At 72.9% G+C, this 19,681-nt stretch carries 14 protein-coding genes and 1 tRNA gene; 14 read left to right on the top strand and 1 reads right to left on the bottom strand.

Annotation, left to right across the window (positions count from 1 at the left end; translation table 11 throughout):
- Nucleotides 1-108: 108 nt before the first annotated feature.
- From BXA11_RS33805 to BXA11_RS33795, 3 genes are all read left to right on the top strand, one after another.
- Nucleotides 109-1,869 carry a substrate-binding and VWA domain-containing protein gene (locus BXA11_RS33805; protein ID WP_083744776.1) on the top strand — a complete coding sequence of 587 codons (1,761 nt, stop codon included), beginning with the start codon at nucleotides 109-111 and terminating at the stop codon, nucleotides 1,867-1,869.
- A 134-nt stretch (nucleotides 1,870-2,003) separates the two neighbouring features.
- Nucleotides 2,004-3,728: a sigma-70 family RNA polymerase sigma factor gene (locus BXA11_RS33800; RefSeq protein ID WP_076441126.1), complete on the top strand. Its 1,725-nt coding sequence runs from the start codon at nucleotides 2,004-2,006 to the stop codon at nucleotides 3,726-3,728.
- 197 nt (nucleotides 3,729-3,925) lie between these two features.
- Nucleotides 3,926-4,465, top strand: coding sequence for a hypothetical protein (locus tag BXA11_RS33795; RefSeq protein WP_051762575.1), 540 nt, complete (start codon nucleotides 3,926-3,928; stop codon nucleotides 4,463-4,465).
- On the opposite strand, the gene pdxR is transcribed toward BXA11_RS33795, so the two are convergent.
- The gene (pdxR, locus tag BXA11_RS33790) at nucleotides 4,443-5,828 is read right to left on the bottom strand and encodes a MocR-like pyridoxine biosynthesis transcription factor PdxR (RefSeq protein WP_076441124.1); all 1,386 of its coding nucleotides are present in this window, start codon (nucleotides 5,826-5,828) and stop codon (nucleotides 4,443-4,445) included. The genes BXA11_RS33795 and pdxR overlap by 23 nt on opposite strands.
- 82 nt (nucleotides 5,829-5,910) lie before the next feature.
- On the opposite strand from pdxR, the gene BXA11_RS33785 reads away from it, so the two are divergent.
- The 11 genes from BXA11_RS33785 to BXA11_RS33735 all read left to right on the top strand — a co-directional run bounded on the left by BXA11_RS33785 (nucleotide 5,911) and on the right by BXA11_RS33735 (nucleotide 19,570).
- On the top strand, nucleotides 5,911-6,558 hold the full coding sequence (locus BXA11_RS33785) for a pyridoxamine 5'-phosphate oxidase family protein (protein ID WP_076441121.1): 648 nt from the start codon (nucleotides 5,911-5,913) through the stop codon (nucleotides 6,556-6,558).
- Between the two features lie 60 nt (nucleotides 6,559-6,618).
- Entirely contained in the window at nucleotides 6,619-8,841 is a 2,223-nt protein-coding gene (locus tag BXA11_RS33780) for a serine/threonine-protein kinase (protein ID WP_076441119.1), read from the top strand.
- Nucleotides 8,842-8,976: 135 nt separating this feature from the next.
- Nucleotides 8,977-10,656, top strand: a complete 1,680-nt coding sequence (locus BXA11_RS33775; RefSeq protein WP_076441117.1) for a serine/threonine-protein kinase — start codon at nucleotides 8,977-8,979, stop codon at nucleotides 10,654-10,656.
- On the top strand, nucleotides 10,657-12,003 hold the full coding sequence (locus BXA11_RS33770; protein ID WP_076441115.1) for a protein kinase family protein: 1,347 nt from the start codon (nucleotides 10,657-10,659) through the stop codon (nucleotides 12,001-12,003). It begins immediately after the preceding gene.
- A 19-nt stretch (nucleotides 12,004-12,022) separates the two neighbouring features.
- Nucleotides 12,023-13,027, top strand: a complete 1,005-nt coding sequence (locus BXA11_RS33765) for a DUF2510 domain-containing protein (RefSeq protein WP_076441113.1) — start codon at nucleotides 12,023-12,025, stop codon at nucleotides 13,025-13,027.
- Between the two features lie 35 nt (nucleotides 13,028-13,062).
- Nucleotides 13,063-13,659: an oligoribonuclease gene (gene orn / locus BXA11_RS33760; RefSeq protein ID WP_076441111.1), complete on the top strand. Its 597-nt coding sequence runs from the start codon at nucleotides 13,063-13,065 to the stop codon at nucleotides 13,657-13,659.
- A gap of 82 nt (nucleotides 13,660-13,741) precedes the next feature.
- A tRNA-His gene (locus tag BXA11_RS33755) sits at nucleotides 13,742-13,814 on the top strand.
- A 95-nt stretch (nucleotides 13,815-13,909) separates the two neighbouring features.
- Nucleotides 13,910-14,434: a PadR family transcriptional regulator gene (locus BXA11_RS33750; protein ID WP_076441109.1), complete on the top strand. Its 525-nt coding sequence runs from the start codon at nucleotides 13,910-13,912 to the stop codon at nucleotides 14,432-14,434.
- Nucleotides 14,431-15,111, top strand: coding sequence for an ABC transporter ATP-binding protein (locus BXA11_RS33745; protein WP_076441107.1), 681 nt, complete (start codon nucleotides 14,431-14,433; stop codon nucleotides 15,109-15,111). Before BXA11_RS33750 ends, BXA11_RS33745 begins: the two co-directional genes overlap by 4 nt.
- Nucleotides 15,108-17,321 carry an FtsX-like permease family protein gene (locus BXA11_RS33740; protein ID WP_076441105.1) on the top strand — a complete coding sequence of 738 codons (2,214 nt, stop codon included), beginning with the start codon at nucleotides 15,108-15,110 and terminating at the stop codon, nucleotides 17,319-17,321. The genes BXA11_RS33745 and BXA11_RS33740 overlap by 4 nt, the downstream gene beginning before the upstream one ends.
- Nucleotides 17,322-17,329: 8 nt before the next feature.
- Nucleotides 17,330-19,570, top strand: coding sequence for a penicillin acylase family protein (locus tag BXA11_RS33735; RefSeq protein WP_076441103.1), 2,241 nt, complete (start codon nucleotides 17,330-17,332; stop codon nucleotides 19,568-19,570).
- Nucleotides 19,571-19,681 lie beyond the last annotated feature (111 nt).

The following is a 19,681-nucleotide window of genomic DNA, read 5'->3' as shown; positions in this document are numbered from 1 at the left end:
CAAGGGTACGGGCAGGGAGAACACCTCCGCACACCCGGCGCAAGATGCGGCTTTTGCCAGTATCGTTCCGTAAACCTGTTTCGGCCAGTCGACACCGGAGAGAGCACCGTGGGCGGACGACACCGCACAGACGAACTCGATGGCGGCTTCGACCCCCAGTACGAGCCCCCGCCACCGCCGCGGCGGCGCGCCGGGCGGGGGACGGTGTTCGTCCCGCTGGCCGGAGCGGTCGCCCTGGCCGTGCTCCTCGGCGTCGCCGCGTACGTGGTGGTGAACAAGAGCCCGGGCTGCGCCGGCGAGAAGGTCAAGCTCTCGGTCGTCACCGCGCCCGACATCCAGCCCGCCGTACAGAAGATCGCCGCCAGGTTCGGCAAGTCGGGCAGGGCCGTCGACGGCAAGTGCGTCGCCGTCACGGTCAAGGCCGCCGAGTCGGCCGACGTCGCCAACGCGATGGCGGGCACCGGTCCCACCAGCGGAAAGCTGGACCCCGATCTGTGGATCCCCGACTCCAGCCTGTGGCTGAGCGGCGTCAAGAACGCTCCCGAGCCCGCCGGGAACGCCGCGAGCACCCCCGTCGTGCTGGCCGCGTCCAAGACCGGCGCGGACAAGCTCCAGTCGGCCTTCAGCCCCAGCTGGACCGGCCTGATGAGCGCCGCGAACGCCGCCAACCCCGACGGCCTGGCGCGGAAGGTGCGCGTGCTCGCGCTCGACCCCACGCAGAACGCCGCCGGCCTCGGCGCGCTGCTGGCCGGGGCAGCCGTGCTCAAGCAGGGAGGCGGCAGCGAGGAGACGCTCGTCGGCGTGCTGCGCCAGTTGTCGGAGTCCACCGTGTCGACCCCCGACAGCATGTTCGCCACGCTGACCAAGGCCGCGGCCCGCATCCCGGTCGGCGTGACGTCCGAGCAGGCCGTCTGGTCGTACAACACGACGACGACCCCGTCGAACCCGGCGGTGGCGCTCTATCCGGCCGAGGGAACGATCAGCCTCGACTACCCGATCATCGTCACGGCGAAGGACGCCACGACGCGCAAGGCGGCGCAGGCCCTGGCGACCGAAGTGACCTCGCCCAGCGGCAGGAAGACCGTGCAGGACTACGGCTTCCGCGCGCCCGACGGCAAGGGCGGCGGCCTGCTGAAGCCCGACAACGGCGTCAGCGCCAAGAAGCCGGCCGCGATCCCGCTGCCGGACGCCGCGACCGTCACCCGCCTCTCGCAGGCGTGGCACCAGATCAAGCTCGGCACCAGGCTGCTCGCCCTCATCGACATCTCCGGGACCATGGCGCTGCCCGCCGACAAGTCCGGTGTCACCCGGATGCGCGCGATCACCGACCTCACCGTCGAGGGCCTGAAGCTGTTCCCCGACAAGGCCGAGATCGGCATCTGGGCCTTCTCCGACAACCTCCGCGGCGCGGGCGTCGACTGGAAGCCGGTCGTGCAGATCGGGCCGCTTGCCCAGCAGATCAACGGGGTGACCCGCCGCGACGTGATCGGTCAGGCCCTGCGCCAGGCGAAGGCCATCCCCACGGGCAACACCGGCCTGAACGACACCCTGTGGGCCGCCTTCCAGAAGATGACCAAGGAGTACGAGCCCGACAAGGTCAACACGATCCTGCTGTTCACCGACGGCGTCGGCAACGACGACCCGAACGGCGGCATCTCCAACACCGAGATCCTGCGCAAGCTGAAGGACGCCTACGACCCCAAGCGGCCGGTGAGCCTCCTGATCATCTCGTTCAACACCCAGAAGGACGAGGACCGGACGCAGATGACCTCCATCGCCAAGGCGACCGGCGGCGCCGCCTACTTCCCGCAGACGATCCTGGAGATCCGCAACATCTTCCTCAAGGGCATCGCCCGCAGGCTCCAGTAACAGCAGTCGCTGTTTTCGCAGGTCATACCCGTTGGGCATGGCCCTGCGACCCGTAAACGACGCCAGAGGGGACGGCGTCCCACTCGTGTGGGGACCGGCGAGACCAGGTTCCGTCACACGGGGAGGAATGTTCGTTGCCCGCATGGCCCGGCGTCGGGCGAGCCGACGACCATCGACTGCTGGAGGCGCTGCGCCGTGGGGGCGGCGCGGACGCCCAGGCCACGGCCGCGCTGTACGACTCCTACGCCGACCGGCTGAGCGACTACGCGTACGTGCTGGTGCGCGACCTCGACGCGGCGGAGCGCGCGGTGCACGACGCGCTCGTTGCCGCGTCCTGCTGCGCCGACCGGCTGAAGGAACCGGCCCGGCTGCGGGCCTGGCTGTACGCGCTGGCCCGGTTCCACAGCGCCACCCGGAAAGGGGCGGTGCGAGGGGCGAAGGAGGTCACCGGGCCCGTCATGGAGGTGGCGGAGTCCGCGGACCCGCCGCTCGCAGCGCTGGTGCGGGAGGCGCTCGGGGAGATCGCCGGAAACGAACGCGAGGTGCTCGAACTCGCCGTACGGCACGGCCTGACGGCGGCCGAGATCGGGTCGGTCCTCGGGCTCGCCTCCCGGCAGGTGTCGGCGCGGCTCACCCGGGCCCGCGACCACCTGGAGAACGCCGCCGCGGCCCTCGTGCTGGCCAGGGTCGGCCGGGCCCACTGCCCGGAGCTGTCGGCCCTGGTCGACCACGGTGTGGGCGCCGCCTGGCAGGACGGCCCCCTCGCTCCTCCCCTGCGCAAGCGGTTGAGCAAGCACATCGCGGGCTGCGAGGTCTGCCGCGACGGCCGGGGCAGGCACGTGTCGGCCGAGCGGCTGCTCGACATGATCCCCGTCGCCTTCCCCCCGCTGTCGCTGCGCCGCCGGGTGATCGAGTCCGCGCTCCACGCCGACCGGCGTGACGGCGCCGCCACCACCACCGCCACCACCGCCACCACCGCCATCGCCACCGCCGAGTTCGACCGGCGCGGCTTCCCGGCGGCCGCCGGCAGGCGGGCAGAGCACGGGCGGGCAGAGCGTAGGCGGGTCGGCTCCCGTCCGCTGCGGACCGCCCCCGTCATGCTCGCCGCCGTCTGCGTGTTCGGCGCGGCCGGCGGGCTCGCGCTGGTCTCCGGTCAGGCCCCGGCCGAGCGGCTCGAAGCGATACGCGTGTCCCCGACGGCGGCCCCGGAAGACCCTGCCTCCGAAGACCCTGCCTCCGAAGAGCCTGTGCTGGGCCCGGAGGAGAGCGGCCCGCCGTCGGCGACGCCCGGCGCGTCCCCAGACGAGACACCTCCACCGGACGATTCCCCCCACTCGGCCGCGACCGCCCCGCCCCACACCACCGCACCCTCGGGGCGGTCGCGGCCGTCTCCCCCTTCCATGCGACGCGCGCCCAGGCCGGCGCTGACGGCGCTGTGTCCCGGAGATCTGGGCGGGTCCACGGGCGCGTCGATCACGCTGGCCGCGCGCAACGCCGTGATCGAGTGGACGGCCGTCACCTCGGGCGGGATCGTGGTCTCGCCCCGGCACGGCAGGCTCCGCGCGGGCGCGAGCGGCCGGGTCACGCTCACCGTCGTCGATCCCGGCGTCGCGGGCAGGGGCGTGGTGACCTTCGCGTCCTCGGCCGGCCGGCCGGCGTGCCGGGTGGCCTGGGACGGCCGGGAGGGGGACGGCGACGCCGACCCGCTGCCCGACCGGACCTCCGACCCCACGACGGGCCCCCCGACCCGCCCTCCGACCCGCCCGTCGTCCGAGCCCCCAGGCGACTCGGGCGACTCGTCCGAGCCGGGCGACGGCCCGCCTCAGGCCGGCGAAGCCGCGGCCACTCCCTCCGACTGACGCATCCGTCACAAAATCACCATTTGTTACACCCTCGTTGGAAGATTGGCACCCGCCAGTAACAATCAGGATTCGTCAGGTGTCAGCGGAAGTTTGAAAGGGGAAAAACGACGCGACCGAGGATTTGAGGGGGCATTGTGGCCCAAGCATGGCTGCCCGGCGCAAGCCGACTTCCCTCCCCCGGGGACTCCGGAGCGATGCTCGGAGGAGCCCCGAGGACCGTCTGGTTCATCTGGCCCGCCGACCCCCAAGGGGTCTCGGCCAGGTCCGTCGCCCAGCGGCTGATCCAGCTCCACCGGCCTTCCCACCTGGTGTGGAACCCGGTGACCGGGGAGATCGTCCAGTTGCTCCCGCCCACCAGGGCGGGTGGCGGACTAGCCGCGGACCGCGGCAGGAACGGACGGATCTGCGTGCAGATCCAAGTCATCGGCTCGGCGAGGGAACCGTTCACCGACACCAAACTCGACGGCCTGGACGACATCCTGGCCTGGCTCGACTCCTGGGAGGTGCCGCGCCGATGGCCGGCCGGCCCTCCCCTGCCCTACCCGCACTCCCTGACCGCCGAGCGGAGCAAACGGCTGTGGGCGCGGGGCGGCCACTTCGGCCACTCCCAGGTGCCCGGCACCAGGGAGGGCGACCCGGGATCGATCGACATCGCCCGCATCATCGGCGAGGAGGCGCTCAACCTGGAGGTCCCCCTGCCCGGACGCGAGCTCAGGCTTCTGCAGGAGGTATGAGCTCCCGGATCACCGCGCACCCGCGCCGCACGTCGGCCCGGGAGGCCGAGCCGTAGCCCAGCACGAGGCCGTGCACCCGAGGCGGCCCCAGGTGGTGGGGTTCGGTCGTGTCCAGGAGCACGCCGCGTTCCCCGGCCCGCCGCACGAGGCCGGGGAGCACGCCGGCGGGCAGGGTGACCATGACGTGGAGCCCGGCCGTGTCGCCCCGCACGTACGGCCCGAGCGCCTCGACGATGGCCGCCCTCCGGCGGGCGTACTCCAGCCGCATCCTGCGCAGGTGCCGGTCGAGGTCACCGCGTTCCAGCAGGGTCGCCACGGCCCGCTGGACCGGCCCGGACGTGCGGTCGGCGAGCTGCATCCTGCGCTCGGCCACGGCGTCGAGCAGGTCGGCGGGGGCGACCAGCCAGCCGAGCCCGACGTCGGGACCGAGCGACTTCGACAGCGTGCCGAGCAGCACCACCCGCCCGGGGTCGAGCCCGTAGAGCGCGGGCAGCGGCGCGACGTCGTAGCGGAACTCGGCGTCGTAGTCGTCCTCGACGACGATCGCGCCGGTCCTGCGCGCCCAGGCGAGCAGCTTCTCCCTGCGCGGGATCGGCAGCCTGCCGCCGACCGGGAACTGGTGGGCGGGCGTGGTGTAGAGCACCCGCAGGTCGTCGGGGAGCGCCTCGACGATCACGCCCTGCTCGTCCACCGGGCAGGGCACGACCTCCGCGCCCCGGGAGGCGAAGATCCGCCGGGCGGCCCGCCAGCCCGGCTCCTCCACGCCGGCCCGGGTCCCCGGCCCGAGCAGCGTGGCGGCGATCAGGTCGAGGCCGTTGCCGGTGCCCCTGGTGACCATGACGTTCCCGGCGCCCACCGGCACGGCCCTGGCCCTGCGCAGGTGGTCGGCCAGCAGCTCGCGCAGCTCCGGATGGCCGTAGGGGTCGGGAAACGCGTTCAGCGCGAGCTCGCCGGCCGAGCGCCAGGCCCGCCGCCAGGCCGCCGTGTCGTACCCGAACACCCACGGCCGCCCCGGCCGCAGGTCCACCCAACCCGGGGGCGCCGGCTCGCGGTGGACGCTGCCGCGGGTTTCGATCACCTGTGCGCCGGGCTTCTCGTACGGCAGGGTGTCGTCGGCCACATAGGTGCCCGAGCCGTGCCGCCCGTCCAGCCACCCCTCGGCGTACAACTGCTGGTACGCGTCCGTAGCGACGGTCCTGCTGACGCCCAGCAGGGCGGCGAGGGCCCGCGTGGACGGCAGCCGCTCCCCCGCCCTGAGCCGGCCGGTGCGCATGGCCTCCCGCAGTTGACCGGCCACCTGGACGGCGAGCGGCACCGCGGCCTCGCGGTCCACGGCCAGCGGCAGATCTATGGTCACGCGCACAGTGGTCCCCGCAAAGTGGTCTCTCCGTATGGGCACTGAGTGGACGTGTTCCGCCGGTCCACTTCGGCCTAACTTATCGGACATGCTCTCCACAACCGCCCGTACAACCCTTAGGCGGTCGAAAGACCGCGCCCGCATCGACCGCGCCGACCTGTACGCGATCCTGGACGCCGGTCTCATCTGTCATCTCGGCGTGGTGGCCGACGGATCCCCCATGGTGGTCCCCACCGGATACGGGCGGATCGGCGACACCCTCTACCTCCACGGCTCCACCGGCGCGACCTCGCTGCGTGCCGCGCTCGGCAGCCCGGTCTGCGTCACCGTGACCCACCTCGACGGCATCGTGCTGGCGCGCTCCGCCTTCCACCACTCCGTGAACTACCGGTCCGCCATGGTCTACGGCCTCGCCCGGATGGTGGACGACCCGGAGGAACGACTCGCCGGACTGCGGGCCATCACCGAACAGCTCGCCCCCGGGCAGTGGGACGTCGTACGCCTGCCGGACCGCAAGGAGACGGCCGCAACGGCCGTGGTCGCCCTGTCCCTGGAGGAGGCGTCGGTGAAGGTCCGGCAGGGACCGCCGGTAGACGACGAGGAGGACTACGACCTGCCCGTCTGGGCGGGCGTGCTGCCGCTCACCGTGTCGTGGGGCGCTCCCGAGACCGACCCGCGCCTCACGCCCGGCATCCCGGTTCCCCCGCACGTCGCGAACCGCCGGCCACGGCTGTAAGCGGGTTGCAAGCGGTTTCACCGACACTACGGCCGACCGTTCATCGACCAGGGAGGCCGCATGAGTTCCGCCGAGCACTGGAATGTGCCCGGCTACACGGTGACGCGTGAGCTGGGCGCGGGAGGCGGCGGCCGCGTCGTTCTCGCCGTCCACGAGTGGTCCGGCGCCCCGGTGGCGATCAAGTACCTGTCGGAGGACCTGCGCCGGGACGAGGGATTCGTCGTTCGCTTCCGGCAGGAGGCCCGCCTGCTCGTCGAGCTGGACGACCCCCACGTGGTGCGGCTCTACGAGTACCTGGAGACCGGGCGGGGCGCCGCGATCGTCATGGAACTGGTCGACGGTCCCACCTTGCGAGCGCTGCTGCGCGAGCAGGGCCCGACGGGCGCCGAGGCCGCGCTCGCCGTCCTCAAGGGCTCCCTGCTCGGCCTGGCCGCGGCGCACGCGACCGGCGTCGTCCACCGGGACTACAAGCCCGAGAACGTGCTGGTCACCGCCGACGGGGCGAGCAAGCTCGCCGACTTCGGCATCGCGGTGCGGGCCGGAGGAGCCCCCGGCTCCCCGGCCGGCACCCCGCCGTACATGGCCCCCGAGCAGTGGACGGGCACGGCCACCTCGCCGGCGTCGGACGTGTACGCCGCGACCGCGGTCTTCTTCGAGTGCCTGACCGGGCACCGGCCCTACCGGGCGACCGAGCACTCCGTCCTCCGGCACATGCACAGGACGGCCCCCGTACCGGTCGAGGAGGTCCCGGAACCGCTGCGGCACCTGGTCGCGCGCGGCATGGCCAAGGACCCCGCGCTGCGGCCGGCGAGCGCGGCGGCGTTCGTCGCCGAGCTGGAGCGGGCCGCCGTGGCCGCGTACGGCCCGGACTGGGAGGAGCGAGGCCGTCGCAGGCTGGCCGCGCTCGCCGCCACCCTGGCCGCGACGTTCCCGCTGAACCGGGCACGTCCCCCCGAGGTCGGCACCTCGCTGTTCACCACGGCGCTGCGGTCGCTGCGGAGCAGGGGTGTCCTGCTCACCGCCGGGGCCGTGCTGATCGTGGTCGCGGGCGGCGGCATCGGCGCGTACGCCCTCGGCTCGGCCGGGACGCGCACCGTCGCGGCGTCCGCGTCGCCGGTCGTCCCCAAGAAGACACCGAGCGGGACACCGCACGAGACACCGCACGAGACACCGAGCGAGACGCCCCGGGAGACTCCGGACGCGGCCGTCGCGGAATCGGTCACGCCCTCGCCGGAGCCTTCTCCAGCACCCTCCCCGACGCCCTCCCCGACGCCCTCGGCCACACCGTCGGTGAAGCCGTCACCCTCGCCGTCGCCCTCTCCGTCACCCTCGCCGTCGCCTTCTCCGTCGCTCAGCACGGTCGCCGACCTGGATGTCGGCGGGCTGTCATACCGGGCCGGAACCGGTGAGGACGGCGCGACCGGGGCCGGCACGGTCACCGTCAGGACGAGCGGGCCGGGCACGGTGACCCTGACCGTGCGCTTCACCGCGAACGGCACGGTGACCGCCACCCGCACGCTCACCCTCCGCGGCGCGACGTCCTACACCCGCACCGTCTCCGGCGGGCTCGGCCGCGTCTGCTCGGGCACCTGGGGCATGAGCGTGACCACCCGCCCGGCCGCGCCGGGCGGCGCCCGCGAGGCCACGGCGAAGGTTCCGCCGTGCCCGACCTCGGTCACCGCGCTGAGGGTCGGCACACCGGCCGTGTCCTCGGCCGGAGCCGCGTCGGCCACCGTGACAGCCACCGTGACGGTGACCACCGACGGCACCGGCCCGGTGGACCTCACCGGACGGTTCTCCGCGCCCTCGGCGGACGGCGGCACGAAGACGGTCCGCCTGTCCGGGGCGAGGACCTACACACGGACGCTGTCGTACACCTTCCCGCGCCGCCCCTGCGGCGAGAGCGTCACGTTCGGCGCCTCGACCGACCCCGCGGCCCCGGGCGGCGCCGCCTCGCGTTCGGTCACTGTGACCTGCCCCGCCTCCGTCGGCCAGGTACGCGTGCAGAGCCTGGCCATCAGCGGGACGACGGCCACGTCCACCATCACCGTCACCACCGGCAACACCTCCGAGGTGCGGTTGAACCTCGCCTGGACGAGCGGCGGCTCCACCGTGTCCACCCGGACCGTCAGCCTGTCGGGCAAGACCGGCTACACCGTCACGACCTCGTACACCTACTCCCGCCGGCCCTGCGACTCGTACGGCGTGACCGCGTCGACCTCCCCGGCCGCGGCGGGCGGCGCCTCCACGGTCACCCGGCAGACGGATTCGTGCATCAAATAGGACCGGATGGGATCGGACTATTACTGACAACCCAGTCTGACTAAATCGTGACTTCTCAGCGCATCAGGCGGTGCGTCACTAAGCTACGGTTTCGTCATTCGGCGGGGGCCCCAGGCGATGAGGAGACAGACCGTTATGCACGGCCAGACGGGCGCCTGGCGCGTCCCCGGCTATACGGAAATTCGTGAACTCGGAACCGGGGGCGCCGGGCGGGTGATTCTCGCGCGGCACGACGCCGACGACATCCCTGTGGCGATCAAGTACCTGTCCGACGAGATGATGGCGGACCTCCACTTCGTCGCCCGGTTCCGGCACGAGGCCCGCCTGCTCGCCGCCATGGACCCCAGCCCCCACGCGGCGCGCTTCTACGAGTACGTCGAGACCGCGCGCGGCGCCGCCATCGTCATGGAGCTCATCGACGGCGTCTCGCTGCGCGCGATGCTCCGCTCGGAGGGCCCGACCGGTCCCGAGGCCGCGCTCGCCGTGCTCAAGGGCTCGCTGCTCGGCCTGGCCGCGGCGCACTCCATCGGCGTCGTCCACCGCGACTACAAGCCCGAGAACGTCATGGTCGAGGCCGACGGCACCAGCAAGCTCGTCGACTTCGGCATCGCGGCGCAGGCCGGCGAGGGGGTCAGGGCGGCCGGTACGCCGCCGTACATGGCCCCGGAGCAGTGGTCGGGCGGCAAGGCCGGACCGGCGAGCGACGTCTACGCCGCCACCGTCGTCTTCTTCGAGTGCCTCACCGGCGGACGGCCGTTCCGGGCGCAGAACATGGCCGCGCTGGCCCGCCAGCACCAGGCGACCCCTCCTCCGGTCGACGAGGTGCCGCCTCCGCTGCGCGACCTCGTGGAGTGCGGCATGGCCAAACGGCCGGAGGACCGGTTCGCGTCGGCCGAGGAGTTCCTGCGGGAGCTCGAGACCATCGCCGCCGGTGCGTACGGCCCGGCCTGGGAGGAGCGCGGACGGCGCCGGCTCGCGGCGCTCGCCGGTCTGCTCGTGCCGTTCTTCCCGCTGAGGGAGAACGACCCCGAGACCGGCACCGCGCTGGCCGAGACCAAGCTCGGCGGGCTGCTGAGCCAGACCCGCATGAAGATCGGCCTGACCCTGGCCGGAATGGTCGTGATCGCGGGCGGAACGGTGGCACTGGTCCAGACCGTGAGCGGCGGCACGACCCTGCAGGCGGGGACGACGATCGAGACGTCGAGCCCGCCCGCGATCGATCCCTCCTCGATCGAGGTGGAGGACGACTCCGGCGGCGAGCCCACCGACGAGCCGGTCGAGCAGCCCGAGGACGCCACCCCCACCCCGGCGGCCACCGGCCAGGAGCCGAGCACCCCGCCGACGACGCCGCCGACCGTGCGGCCCAGCGCGACCCAGCGGGCGACCCCCAGGCCCAGCCTCTCGACGACCGCGAAGCCGAGGCCCACGCCGACCATCAGGCGGACCCCGAAGCCGAGGCCGTCGCCGAAGCCCGTGCCCTCGGACGACTCGGTCACGGTGGACCCGCGCGGCAACACGCCGACGAGCACGCGGCCCAGCCCCGCCCAGACCAGCAACCCGCCCACGACACGGCCCACTACCCGGCCCACTCGGCCGACGACGCAGCCCTCCACCAGCCAGCCGACGCCGACACAGAGCAATCCGGGCACGCCCCCGTCCCCGACGACCGAACCGCCGCCGCGGCTGACGCTTTCGCCCACCCCTCCTTCCGATACTCCGACGGGCGGGCTCGCCGCCGCCCTGGTGACGATCGGCCTCGTTCCCGCCACACTGGCCATGGGACGCATGCGCGGACGGCACCGAAGGCGGCGGTAGATGCGAGAAGGCGCGACGGTCGCGGGGCACCGGCTCACCGGCCGCACCCGGCGCAGCGAGGTCGGCACCTGGGCGGACGCCGTGTCCCCCGACGGACGGCCGTCCGGCGCGCTGTTATTCGATCCCCCGGCCGTCGCGACGGCCGGGGCACGCGAGCGGCTCGTCGCGACGGTCGGCGCCGACGTGCGTCTCCAGTCGGGCGGGCCGATCGGGCTGCTGCCCGTGATCGACCTGGTGGCCGCGCGCGACGAGGTCTGGCTGATCACCACACGGGCGACGCCGGCCGTCGCCGACCTGATGGCCGCCGGCCGCCTGGACCCGGGCGGCGCGGCGACCGTGCTCCTGGAGACCGCGCAGGCGCTGCTCACCGTGCACGCCGCCGGGGCGGCCCACGGCGCGCTGCACGCGGGGACCATCGTGATCGGCGAGGACGGCTCGGTGCTGCTGGCCGAGCGCGGCCTGCTGCGGGCGCTGCGGGGCGAGCACGCGTCCGCGGAGCAGGACGTGGCGGCCTGGGCCGCGCTCGCCGGCGCACTGGCCGCGAACTGCGGTCAGGGACACGCCGCGGCGGCGCTGCGGCGCGCGTCGGCCGCCGCGGCCCACGGACTGGCCGCCGCGCGGGACACGCTGCTCGCAGAGCGCGACGCGTTCCCCGGGGTGGGCAGGGAAGGGCTGGCCCGCGCGGCCCACGGCCTGTCCGCGCCCACGTCCCCCGATCTCCCCATCGGCCCTGCCGCCGGCGTGGCCGCCGGTTCTTCCGGCGGGGAGGCGGTGACCCTGCTCGACCTGCCGGGCGCGGCGGACGGCCCCGGCGACGTGATGATGCGGTTCGGGCCCGGGGTCCCGACCGAGACCACGGCCGCGCAGATCTGGCGGGCCGGGCAGACCTCCGCCGCCATCACGGCCACCCAAACCCGCGGTCCGGCTCCCCGGCGGCGCCGGAGGCGTTCGACGGCCTGGGCGGGGACCTTGCTGCTGGCGATCCTGATCGCGGCGGTGATCCTGTGGCTGCGCCAGACGCCCGGCGCGCCGCTCGCGGTGAGCGACGTCGACGTCAAGGCGCCCAAGAAGACAGTGCGCTGCGACGGCCAGGCCGACTTCGTCGGCGTCGTCACGACCAACGGCGAGGCGGGGTCGATCCGCTACCTCTGGATCCGCAGCGACGGCCGCAAGCCGCTGGAGGGGGAGCAGCGCACCTCCTCGGGAGACACGTCGGTGGACCTCCCCCTGCACTGGAAGGTGACCGGATCGGGATCGTTCAAGGGCACGGCCACGCTCCGCGTCCTGTCCCCCACGACGTCCGGAAAGCCGATCCAGGACAAGGCAAGTTTCACCTACAAATGCTGATTTCATTAGTGTGGCGCGCATGACGACGACCCCCGCCGGCTGGTATCCGGACCCGTACGGCTCCCCTCTCCTGCGATGGTGGGACGGCACCCAGTGGACCGACGCCACCCACGCTCCCGGGCAGGAGGCCGGGGCGCCTCAGGCCCCACAGCAGGCCCCACAGCAGGCACCGCTGCAGGCCCCACAGCAGACGCAGCCCCAATGGGGGCCTGTGAACCAGACGGCGCAGCTTCCGATGCCCGAGTTCGGCGCGCCGCGGCGTACGGCCCCGGTCTGGCCGTGGATCGTGGGCGGCATCGCGACGGTGGTGGTGCTCGCGCTGGTCATCGGTGGTGCGGTCATCGTCCTGCGCGATCGTGCCTACACGGCCAACGCCCGGCCGGACACCACAGCGACGGCGCCGCAGCTCGACCAGACTGTGCCGCCCGAGCAGGAGCCGCAGCAGTCCGCGCCGCCGCTGCCCCAGCTCCCCCAGCCGGCCGGCGACCGCATCAAGGACCCGGTGACCGGCCTGTCGTACGCGTACCCCGGCGACAAGTGGCAGGTGCCGGAGTCGAAGGACATCAACAACCCCGCCGACCAGCGGAGTCCGCTGTGGACGAGCGGCTGCACGGCGACGTCCCAGGCGAACTACGACGGCAGGGGCAACGACTGGGTCGGCAGCGTCTACACCGCCGAGGTGCCCCAGATCTACCCCTACAGCGGCTCCCAGGGTCTGGGGCAGCTGTCCCAGACCCTGCTGCTCACCTTCGACCAGGACTTCTACGGCATCCCGCATGACCACAAGATCCTGCGCAACGAGGCGCTGACCGTGAGCGGCAAGCAGGGCTGGGTCATCGAGTTCGAGATGGACTTCACCAAGGTCGCCGAGGCCAACGGCCTGAAGTGGAAGAAGGAGAAGGGCGCGATCGTCCTGGTGGACCGCGGTCAGAACGCCCGTCCCGCGATGCTGTACGTTTCGGTGCCGGACAACCTGGACCAGTCGGTCCTCAAGCGCGTGGAGGACTCTCTTCAGTCTCAGTGACGTCCCCATTTACCCTTCAGCATTACTCTTGAGCCATGACTGACCCGCTGGTCTGGATCGACTGTGAGATGACCGGGCTCGACCTCGGCCGTGACGCGCTGATCGAGGTGGCCTGTATCGTCACCGACAGCGAGCTGAACCAGCTGGATGAGGGCGTGGACGTCGTCATCAAGCCCCCCGCCGAGACGCTGGAGCAGATGTCCGAGGTCGTGCGGGAGATGCACACGGCCTCGGGGCTGCTCCAGGCGCTCGCGACGGGGGTGACCCTGGCGGAGGCCGAGGCCGTCGTGCTCGACTACATCCGCTCCCATGTGCCCGAGGCCAAGAAGGCGCCGCTGTGCGGCAACTCCATCGCGACCGACCGCGCCTTCATCGCCAGGGACATGCCGCTGGTGGACACGTTCCTGCACTACCGGATGGTCGACGTCTCGTCGATCAAGGAGCTGGCCCGCCGCTGGTATCCCCGGGTCTACTTCGCCTCTCCGGAGAAGCAGGGCGGGCACCGGGCGCTGGCCGACATCACCGAGAGCATCCGGGAGCTGCGCTACTACCGCGCCGCGGTCTTCGTGCCGCAGCCGGGCCCCGACTCCGCCACCGCCCGCGAGGTCGCGGAGGCCGTCTCCGGGCCCTGACCTCCGCACGTGGCGGTATTGAGGCGCGAACAACTCCGAAATGCCGCTACACTTTCTTCGTACGCCTCGAACGGCGCACATGGTGGGTGTAGCTCAGCTGGCAGAGCGCCAGGTTGTGGTCCTGGATGTCGTGGGTTCAAGTCCCATCACTCACCCTAGCGGCGAACGGCCGGTCCCTACGGACCGGCCGTTCGCTTTTTCATCGGTACTTATCCCCCGCGTGTATACCCTCGGGGTATAGCCTGCGGGCATGACCGTTCCCCTCGCGTTGCTCGGCCTGCTGGAGCGGGAGCCGAGCCACGGATACGACCTGAAACGCGACTACGACACCTTCTTCGGCCGCGGCAGGCCGCTGCCCTTCGGGCAGGTGTACTCCACGCTCGGCCGCCTGGCCAGGGACGGCAAGGTCACCGGCCAGAGCGAGCCGGGCGACGGGCCGGATCGCAAGCGCTACGCCATCACCCCCCTGGGCCGGCAGGAGGTCGCCACGTGGCTGACCGAGCCGGTCGCGGCCGAGCCGTACCTGCAGACGGTGCTGTTCACCAAGGTCGTGCTGGCGCTGATGCTGGGCCGTGACGCGGCCGGCTACCTGGACGCGCAGCGCGCCACGCACATGCGGCGCATGCGGGAGCTCACGGAGGTCAAGCGCGGCGGCTCCCTGACCGACGCCCTGCTGGCCGATCACGCCATGTTCCACCTGGAGGCGGACCTGCGGTGGATCGACGTCACCCAGGCCCGGCTGGGCGCGCTGGCCGAGATGGTGCGTGCGTCGTGATCGTCGAGGCTCGGGAGGTCAGCCGCTCCTACGGCAGCACGGTCGCGCTGCGCGAGGCGAACCTGTCGGTGGCCGCGGGCGAGGTCGTGGCGATCATGGGCCCCAGCGGGTCGGGCAAGTCGACGCTGCTGCACTGCCTGGCCGGCATCTTCACGCCGGACAGCGGCGAGGTGTGGTTCGACGGACGCCGCCTGGACACCCTCGACGACGGCCGCCGCAGCGAGCTGCGGCGCACCGCTTTCGGCTTCGTCTTCCAGTTCGGCCAGCTCGTGCCGGAGCTGACCGCGGCCGACAATGTGATGCTGCCGCTGCTGCTGGGCCGCACCCGGAGGAAGCACGCCGAGCGGCGCGCGGCCGAATGGCTCGAACGGCTGGAGCTGGCCGACCTGGGCGGCCGGCGCACCGGGGAGCTGTCCGGCGGGCAGGCGCAGCGCGTGGCGATCGCCAGAGCGCTGGTGACGCGGCCGCGGGTCGTGTTCGCCGACGAGCCCACCGGCGCGCTGGACACGCTCACGGGCGAGCACGTGATGGACCTGCTGGTGGGCCTGGCCCGCGAGGAGGGCGCGACCGTGATCGTGGTGACCCACGACGCCCGGGTCGCCGCCTGCGCCGATCGGGAGGTCGTGGTGCGCGACGGCCGGGTCTTCGACCCCTATGCAACCGGGGCCATGCGATGATCCGGCTGAGCCTGCGGCTGTCGCTGAGCAGCGGCAGGGAGGCGGTGGCCAGGCTGGCGATGATCGTCGTCGGGGTGGCGGCCGGTGTCGCGGTGCTGCTGGCCACGCTGTCGCTGTTCAACGCGTTCCAGGCCACCGACGGCCGTCCCTGCTGGGAGTGCACGACCGGCTCGGCGCCCAGCGGCTGGGCCCTCGACGCGACGGCCGACGGCGCGTTGTGGAGCTACCGCGAGGACTTCTACGCGGGCCGCACGATCAAGAGGCTCGACGCCGCCGCGCTCGGCACGCGGGCGCCCGTCGTCCCCGGCCTGTCCCGCATGCCCGGCCCCGGGCAGTATTACGCCTCGCCCGCGCTGGCCGGGCTGCTGGACTCGGCGCCGCCTGAGGAGCTGGCCGCCCGCTTCCCCGGCACGCGCGCCGGGCTGATCGGCGACGCGGCGCTGTCCGGGCCCGGCGAGCTGGTCGCCGTGGTGGGACGGACGCCGGATCAGGTCGCCGCCCTGCCCGGCGCCAGGCAGATCGACGAGGTCGGCACCATGCCCGCCGTCGACGACAGCGGGGACGTCTACCGGTTCGCCTTCGGCGTCGCCGCGGTCGGGCTGATCGTCCCGCTGCTGGTGCTCGTGGGCACCGCCACCCGGCTGGCCGCGGCTCGCCGCGAGACCCGCTTCGCGGCGATCCGCCTGGTCGGCGCCACCACGCGGCAGATCAACGTGCTCGCGGCGGTGGACGCGGCGCTGGGCGCGCTGGCCGGCGCGCTGACGGGCCTCGCGATCTTCCAGCTCGTACGGCCTGCAGTGGCCGGGGTGCGGATCACCGGTGCGCGGTTCTTCCCCGACCTGGTCGCCCCGCACGCCTGGCAGTACGCGGCCGTGCTCGGCGGTGTGCCGGTGGTGGCGGCCTGCGCCGCCCTGTGGTCGCTGCGCCGGGTGCGGATCTCGCCCCTCGGTGTGGCGAGGAAGACCGCCGCGTCCCCGCCGCGGGCGTGGCGGGTGATCCCGCTGCTGGTGGGACTGGGGATGTTCGCGGGCCCGGTGTACCGGAACGGCAAGCCCGACGAGCTTCTGGCCGTCGTCGCGCTCGCGCTGATCATGGTCGGGCTGATGCTGGCCGGGCCCTGGCTGACCATGGTCGCCGCGCGCCTGGCCGCCCGGCTGACCCGGGGCGGGGCGACGCTGCTGGCCGCGCGGCGCCTGGCCGCCGATCCGAAGACCGCCTTCAGGTCGGTGAGCGGACTGGTCCTGGCGGTGTTCATCGGGACGACGATCGCGGCCCTCGTGCCTGCTGTGGTCGCCGGCCAGCAGAAGGTGGCCGGGGGCACGCTCAACGACGTCCTGGGCGCCACGTTCGAGCGGCCGGGCGTCTCCGGCCTGTCACCGCGGGCGGGGACGGAGCTGCTCGCCCGGCTGCGCGCCCATTCGGGCGTGGAGGTGCTGCCGATCTACGGCCGGGTGGACACGGGGAAGGTTCCCCCACGGCCCGACGGCCCGCCGCCCACGCCGTACGTCGTCGAGTGCGCCGGTCTGGCCCTCTTCCCCGTGCTGGGCCGCTGCCCCGCAAACACGCACGCCGTGGCGGGCAACTTCGCCCGCATCGTCGGCGCCGACAACCCGCTCACCGTCGACAGGCTCCTTCCGCTGGCGGGCCCCGACAGCCCGACCGCCTCCGCCGACGGGCTCGACCTGGCGGCCGTCATGATCACCACGCCGGACACGGCGACACTGGAGCGGCTGCGCACCCTGCTGGCCGGTTACACCGTCGAAGCGCCGATGACCTTCGCCGAGATCGCCCAGGTCAGGGCGGACCTGTACACCCGGGCGGAGAACGTCGCGCTGGCCATGGTCGGGCTCACCCTGGTCGCGGGCGCCTGCGGCCTCGTGGTCGCGGCCGGCGGCGGGCTGGTGGAGCGCAGGCAGCCGTTCACCCTGCTGCGGCTGGCGGGCACGCCCACGCGCACCCTGGCCGCGGTGGTGCTGCTGGAGTCGGCGCTGCCGCTCGTGCTGGCCGCCGCGCTCGCCGCGGTCGCCGGTTTCGGCGTGGCCGAGCCGCTCATCGACGCCCTCGCGATGAAGAGCGCGTCGACGGCCATGCCGGGCCCTGTCTACTTCACCTCACTCGGCGGCGGCCTGGCCGCGTCCCTCCTGGTGATCCTCACCACGCTGCCGCTGCTGCGGCGCATGACCACGCCCGACAACGCGCGTTTCGAATAGGAGCTCCCGTGAAGTTCGTGCCTGCCGCGGCGATCTCGCTGGCATTGCTCGCCCCTCCCGTGCCCCCGGCGGAGGCGGCCGACGCGGGATACTCGGCCACGATCCGGCGCACCGAATACGGCATCCCGCACATCACCGCCAAGGACTACGGCGGCCTCGGTTTCGGATACGGCTACGCCTTCGCCCAGGACAACCTGTGCACCCTGGCCTCCTGGGTGGTGACCCTGCGCGGCGAGCGCTCCCGCCACTTCGGGCCGGAGGCCGAGTCCGACGACCCCAAGCCGGTCGCCAACCTCACCAGCGACGTCTACTACAAGAGCGTCGCCGCCTCGGGCGTCGTACGGCGGCTGCTGGCCCGGCCCGCGCCGGTCGGCCCGAGCGACGAGCTGCGCCGCCTGGTGGACGGCTACGTCGCCGGATACAACCGCTACCTGGAGGACACCGGGGTGGCGAACCTGCCCGATCCCCGATGCCGGGGTAAGGCGTGGGTCGGCCCGATCACCGCCACCGACATGTGGAACAACCTGCTCGACCTCAGCCGGATGGTCTCCAGCTCCAGCCTGAAGGAGGCCATCACCGGCATGGCCGAACCCGAGAGACCGAAGCCTGAGCCGCCGGCGGCGGGCAGCAACGCCTGGGTCCTCGGCCGTCAGGCCACCCGCGGGGGCGGCGGCATGGTGCTGGCCGACCCGCACTTCCCCTGGCAGGGGATCCGCCGCTTCTACCAGGTCCAGCTCACGATCCCCGGCGTGCTCGACGTCTCCGGCGGCAGCCTGTACGGCACCCCGGTCGTCCAGATAGGCCACAACGCCAAGGTCGCCTGGACCCACACCGTCTCCCACGCGCAGCGCTTCACCGTCTACCGGCTGGCACTCGCGGGCGGCCACAGCTACACGGTCGACGGCCGGGCGGAGCCGATGGGCGAGCAGGAGGTGGAGGTCGCGCTGCCGGACGGCACCCTCTCCGGCCACACCCTCCTCACCTCCCGCTACGGCCCGGTGCTCGCGGTCGGGCGGACCGGCGAGGCCGCGTACGCGCTGGCCGACGCGAACGCCGCCAACCTGCGGGCGGCCGACGAATGGCTGGCGATGGCCAGGGCGGGCAGCCTCGACGAGCTGCGTGAGGCCCAGCGGACCCACCAGGGGATGCCGTTCGTCCACACCCTCGCCACCGACGTGAGCGGCACCGCCTACTTCGCCGACACTTCGGTCGTCCCGCACGTCACCGACGCAGAGGCGAAGCGCTGCGCCAAGCCCTCGCCCGTTCCGGGCCTCGACGCGTACGTCCTGGACGGCTCGACCTCCGCGTGCCTGTGGGGCAGGGACGGCGACGCCGTCGTGCCGGGCATCTTCGGGCCCGGCACGCAGCCGAGGCTGGTCCGCGCCGACTACGTCGCCAACTCCAACAACACCTACTGGATGACGAACCCGGAGAAGCCGCTCACCGGCTATCCCCAGGCGTACGGCGAGACGGGCACCGAACTGGAGCCGCGCCCCCGGGTCAGCCTCGACATGATCGCCCAGCGGCTGTCCGGCGCCGACGGGCTCGGCGCGCCCGGCTTCACGCTGGAGACGTTGCAGGCCACGGTGCACGGCAAGCGCAACCTGACCTTCGAGCTGATGCGCGACGACCTGCTGAAGCTGTGCCGTGCCCACCCCGAGCTCGGCCACGAGGCCTGCCGGACGCTGGAGAGGTGGGACGGGCGGGCCACCCTGGACGGCGAGGGCGCCGTCCTGTGGCGCGAGATCTTCACCCGGCTGGGCCGTCCCATGTGGCGGGTGCCTTTCGACCCCGCGCGTCCGCTGACCACCCCGAGAGGGCTGAAGATCGATGACCCGGCGGTGCGGCAGGCATTCGCCGACGCGGTGCTGTTCTTCCGGTCCAACCGGATTCCGCTGACGCTCACCCCCGGGCAGGCGCAGAGCTACTCCTCGATCCCGATTCCCGGCTGCACCGAAGGGGAGGGCTGCTTCGACCGGGTGCGCACGGGCGGGCCGCTGGGCACGGACGGACGCTACCCGGAGGTGAACACCGGATCCAGCTTCATGATGGCCGTCGAGCTCACCCCCGGCGGCCCCCGCACGCGTACCGTCCTCACCTACTCCCTGTCCGCCAACCCCGCGTCACCCCACCACGCCGACCAGACGGCCCTGTTCTCGCGCGGCGGGTGGGTGACTGAACGCTTCACCGCGGCCGAGATCGCCGCCGATCCGCATCTCGAGACCGTCACGATCCACGGGGGGCATTGACCCGGGCAAGTCAGTGCACTTTTCCCCAAAGGTGGACGATGCGGGTTATGCTGCCTCACAACCGCCGTGCGGGGGCCTCGGCGATCTCTGATCGTCTTCTACGGAGGCCGG

It is taken from the genome of Microbispora rosea (genome assembly GCF_900156315.1).
Lineage (GTDB): Bacteria > Actinomycetota > Actinomycetes > Streptosporangiales > Streptosporangiaceae > Microbispora > Microbispora rosea.
The sequence above is the reverse complement of the archived record's forward strand: the minus strand, read 5'-3'. Positions and strand labels throughout refer to the sequence as shown.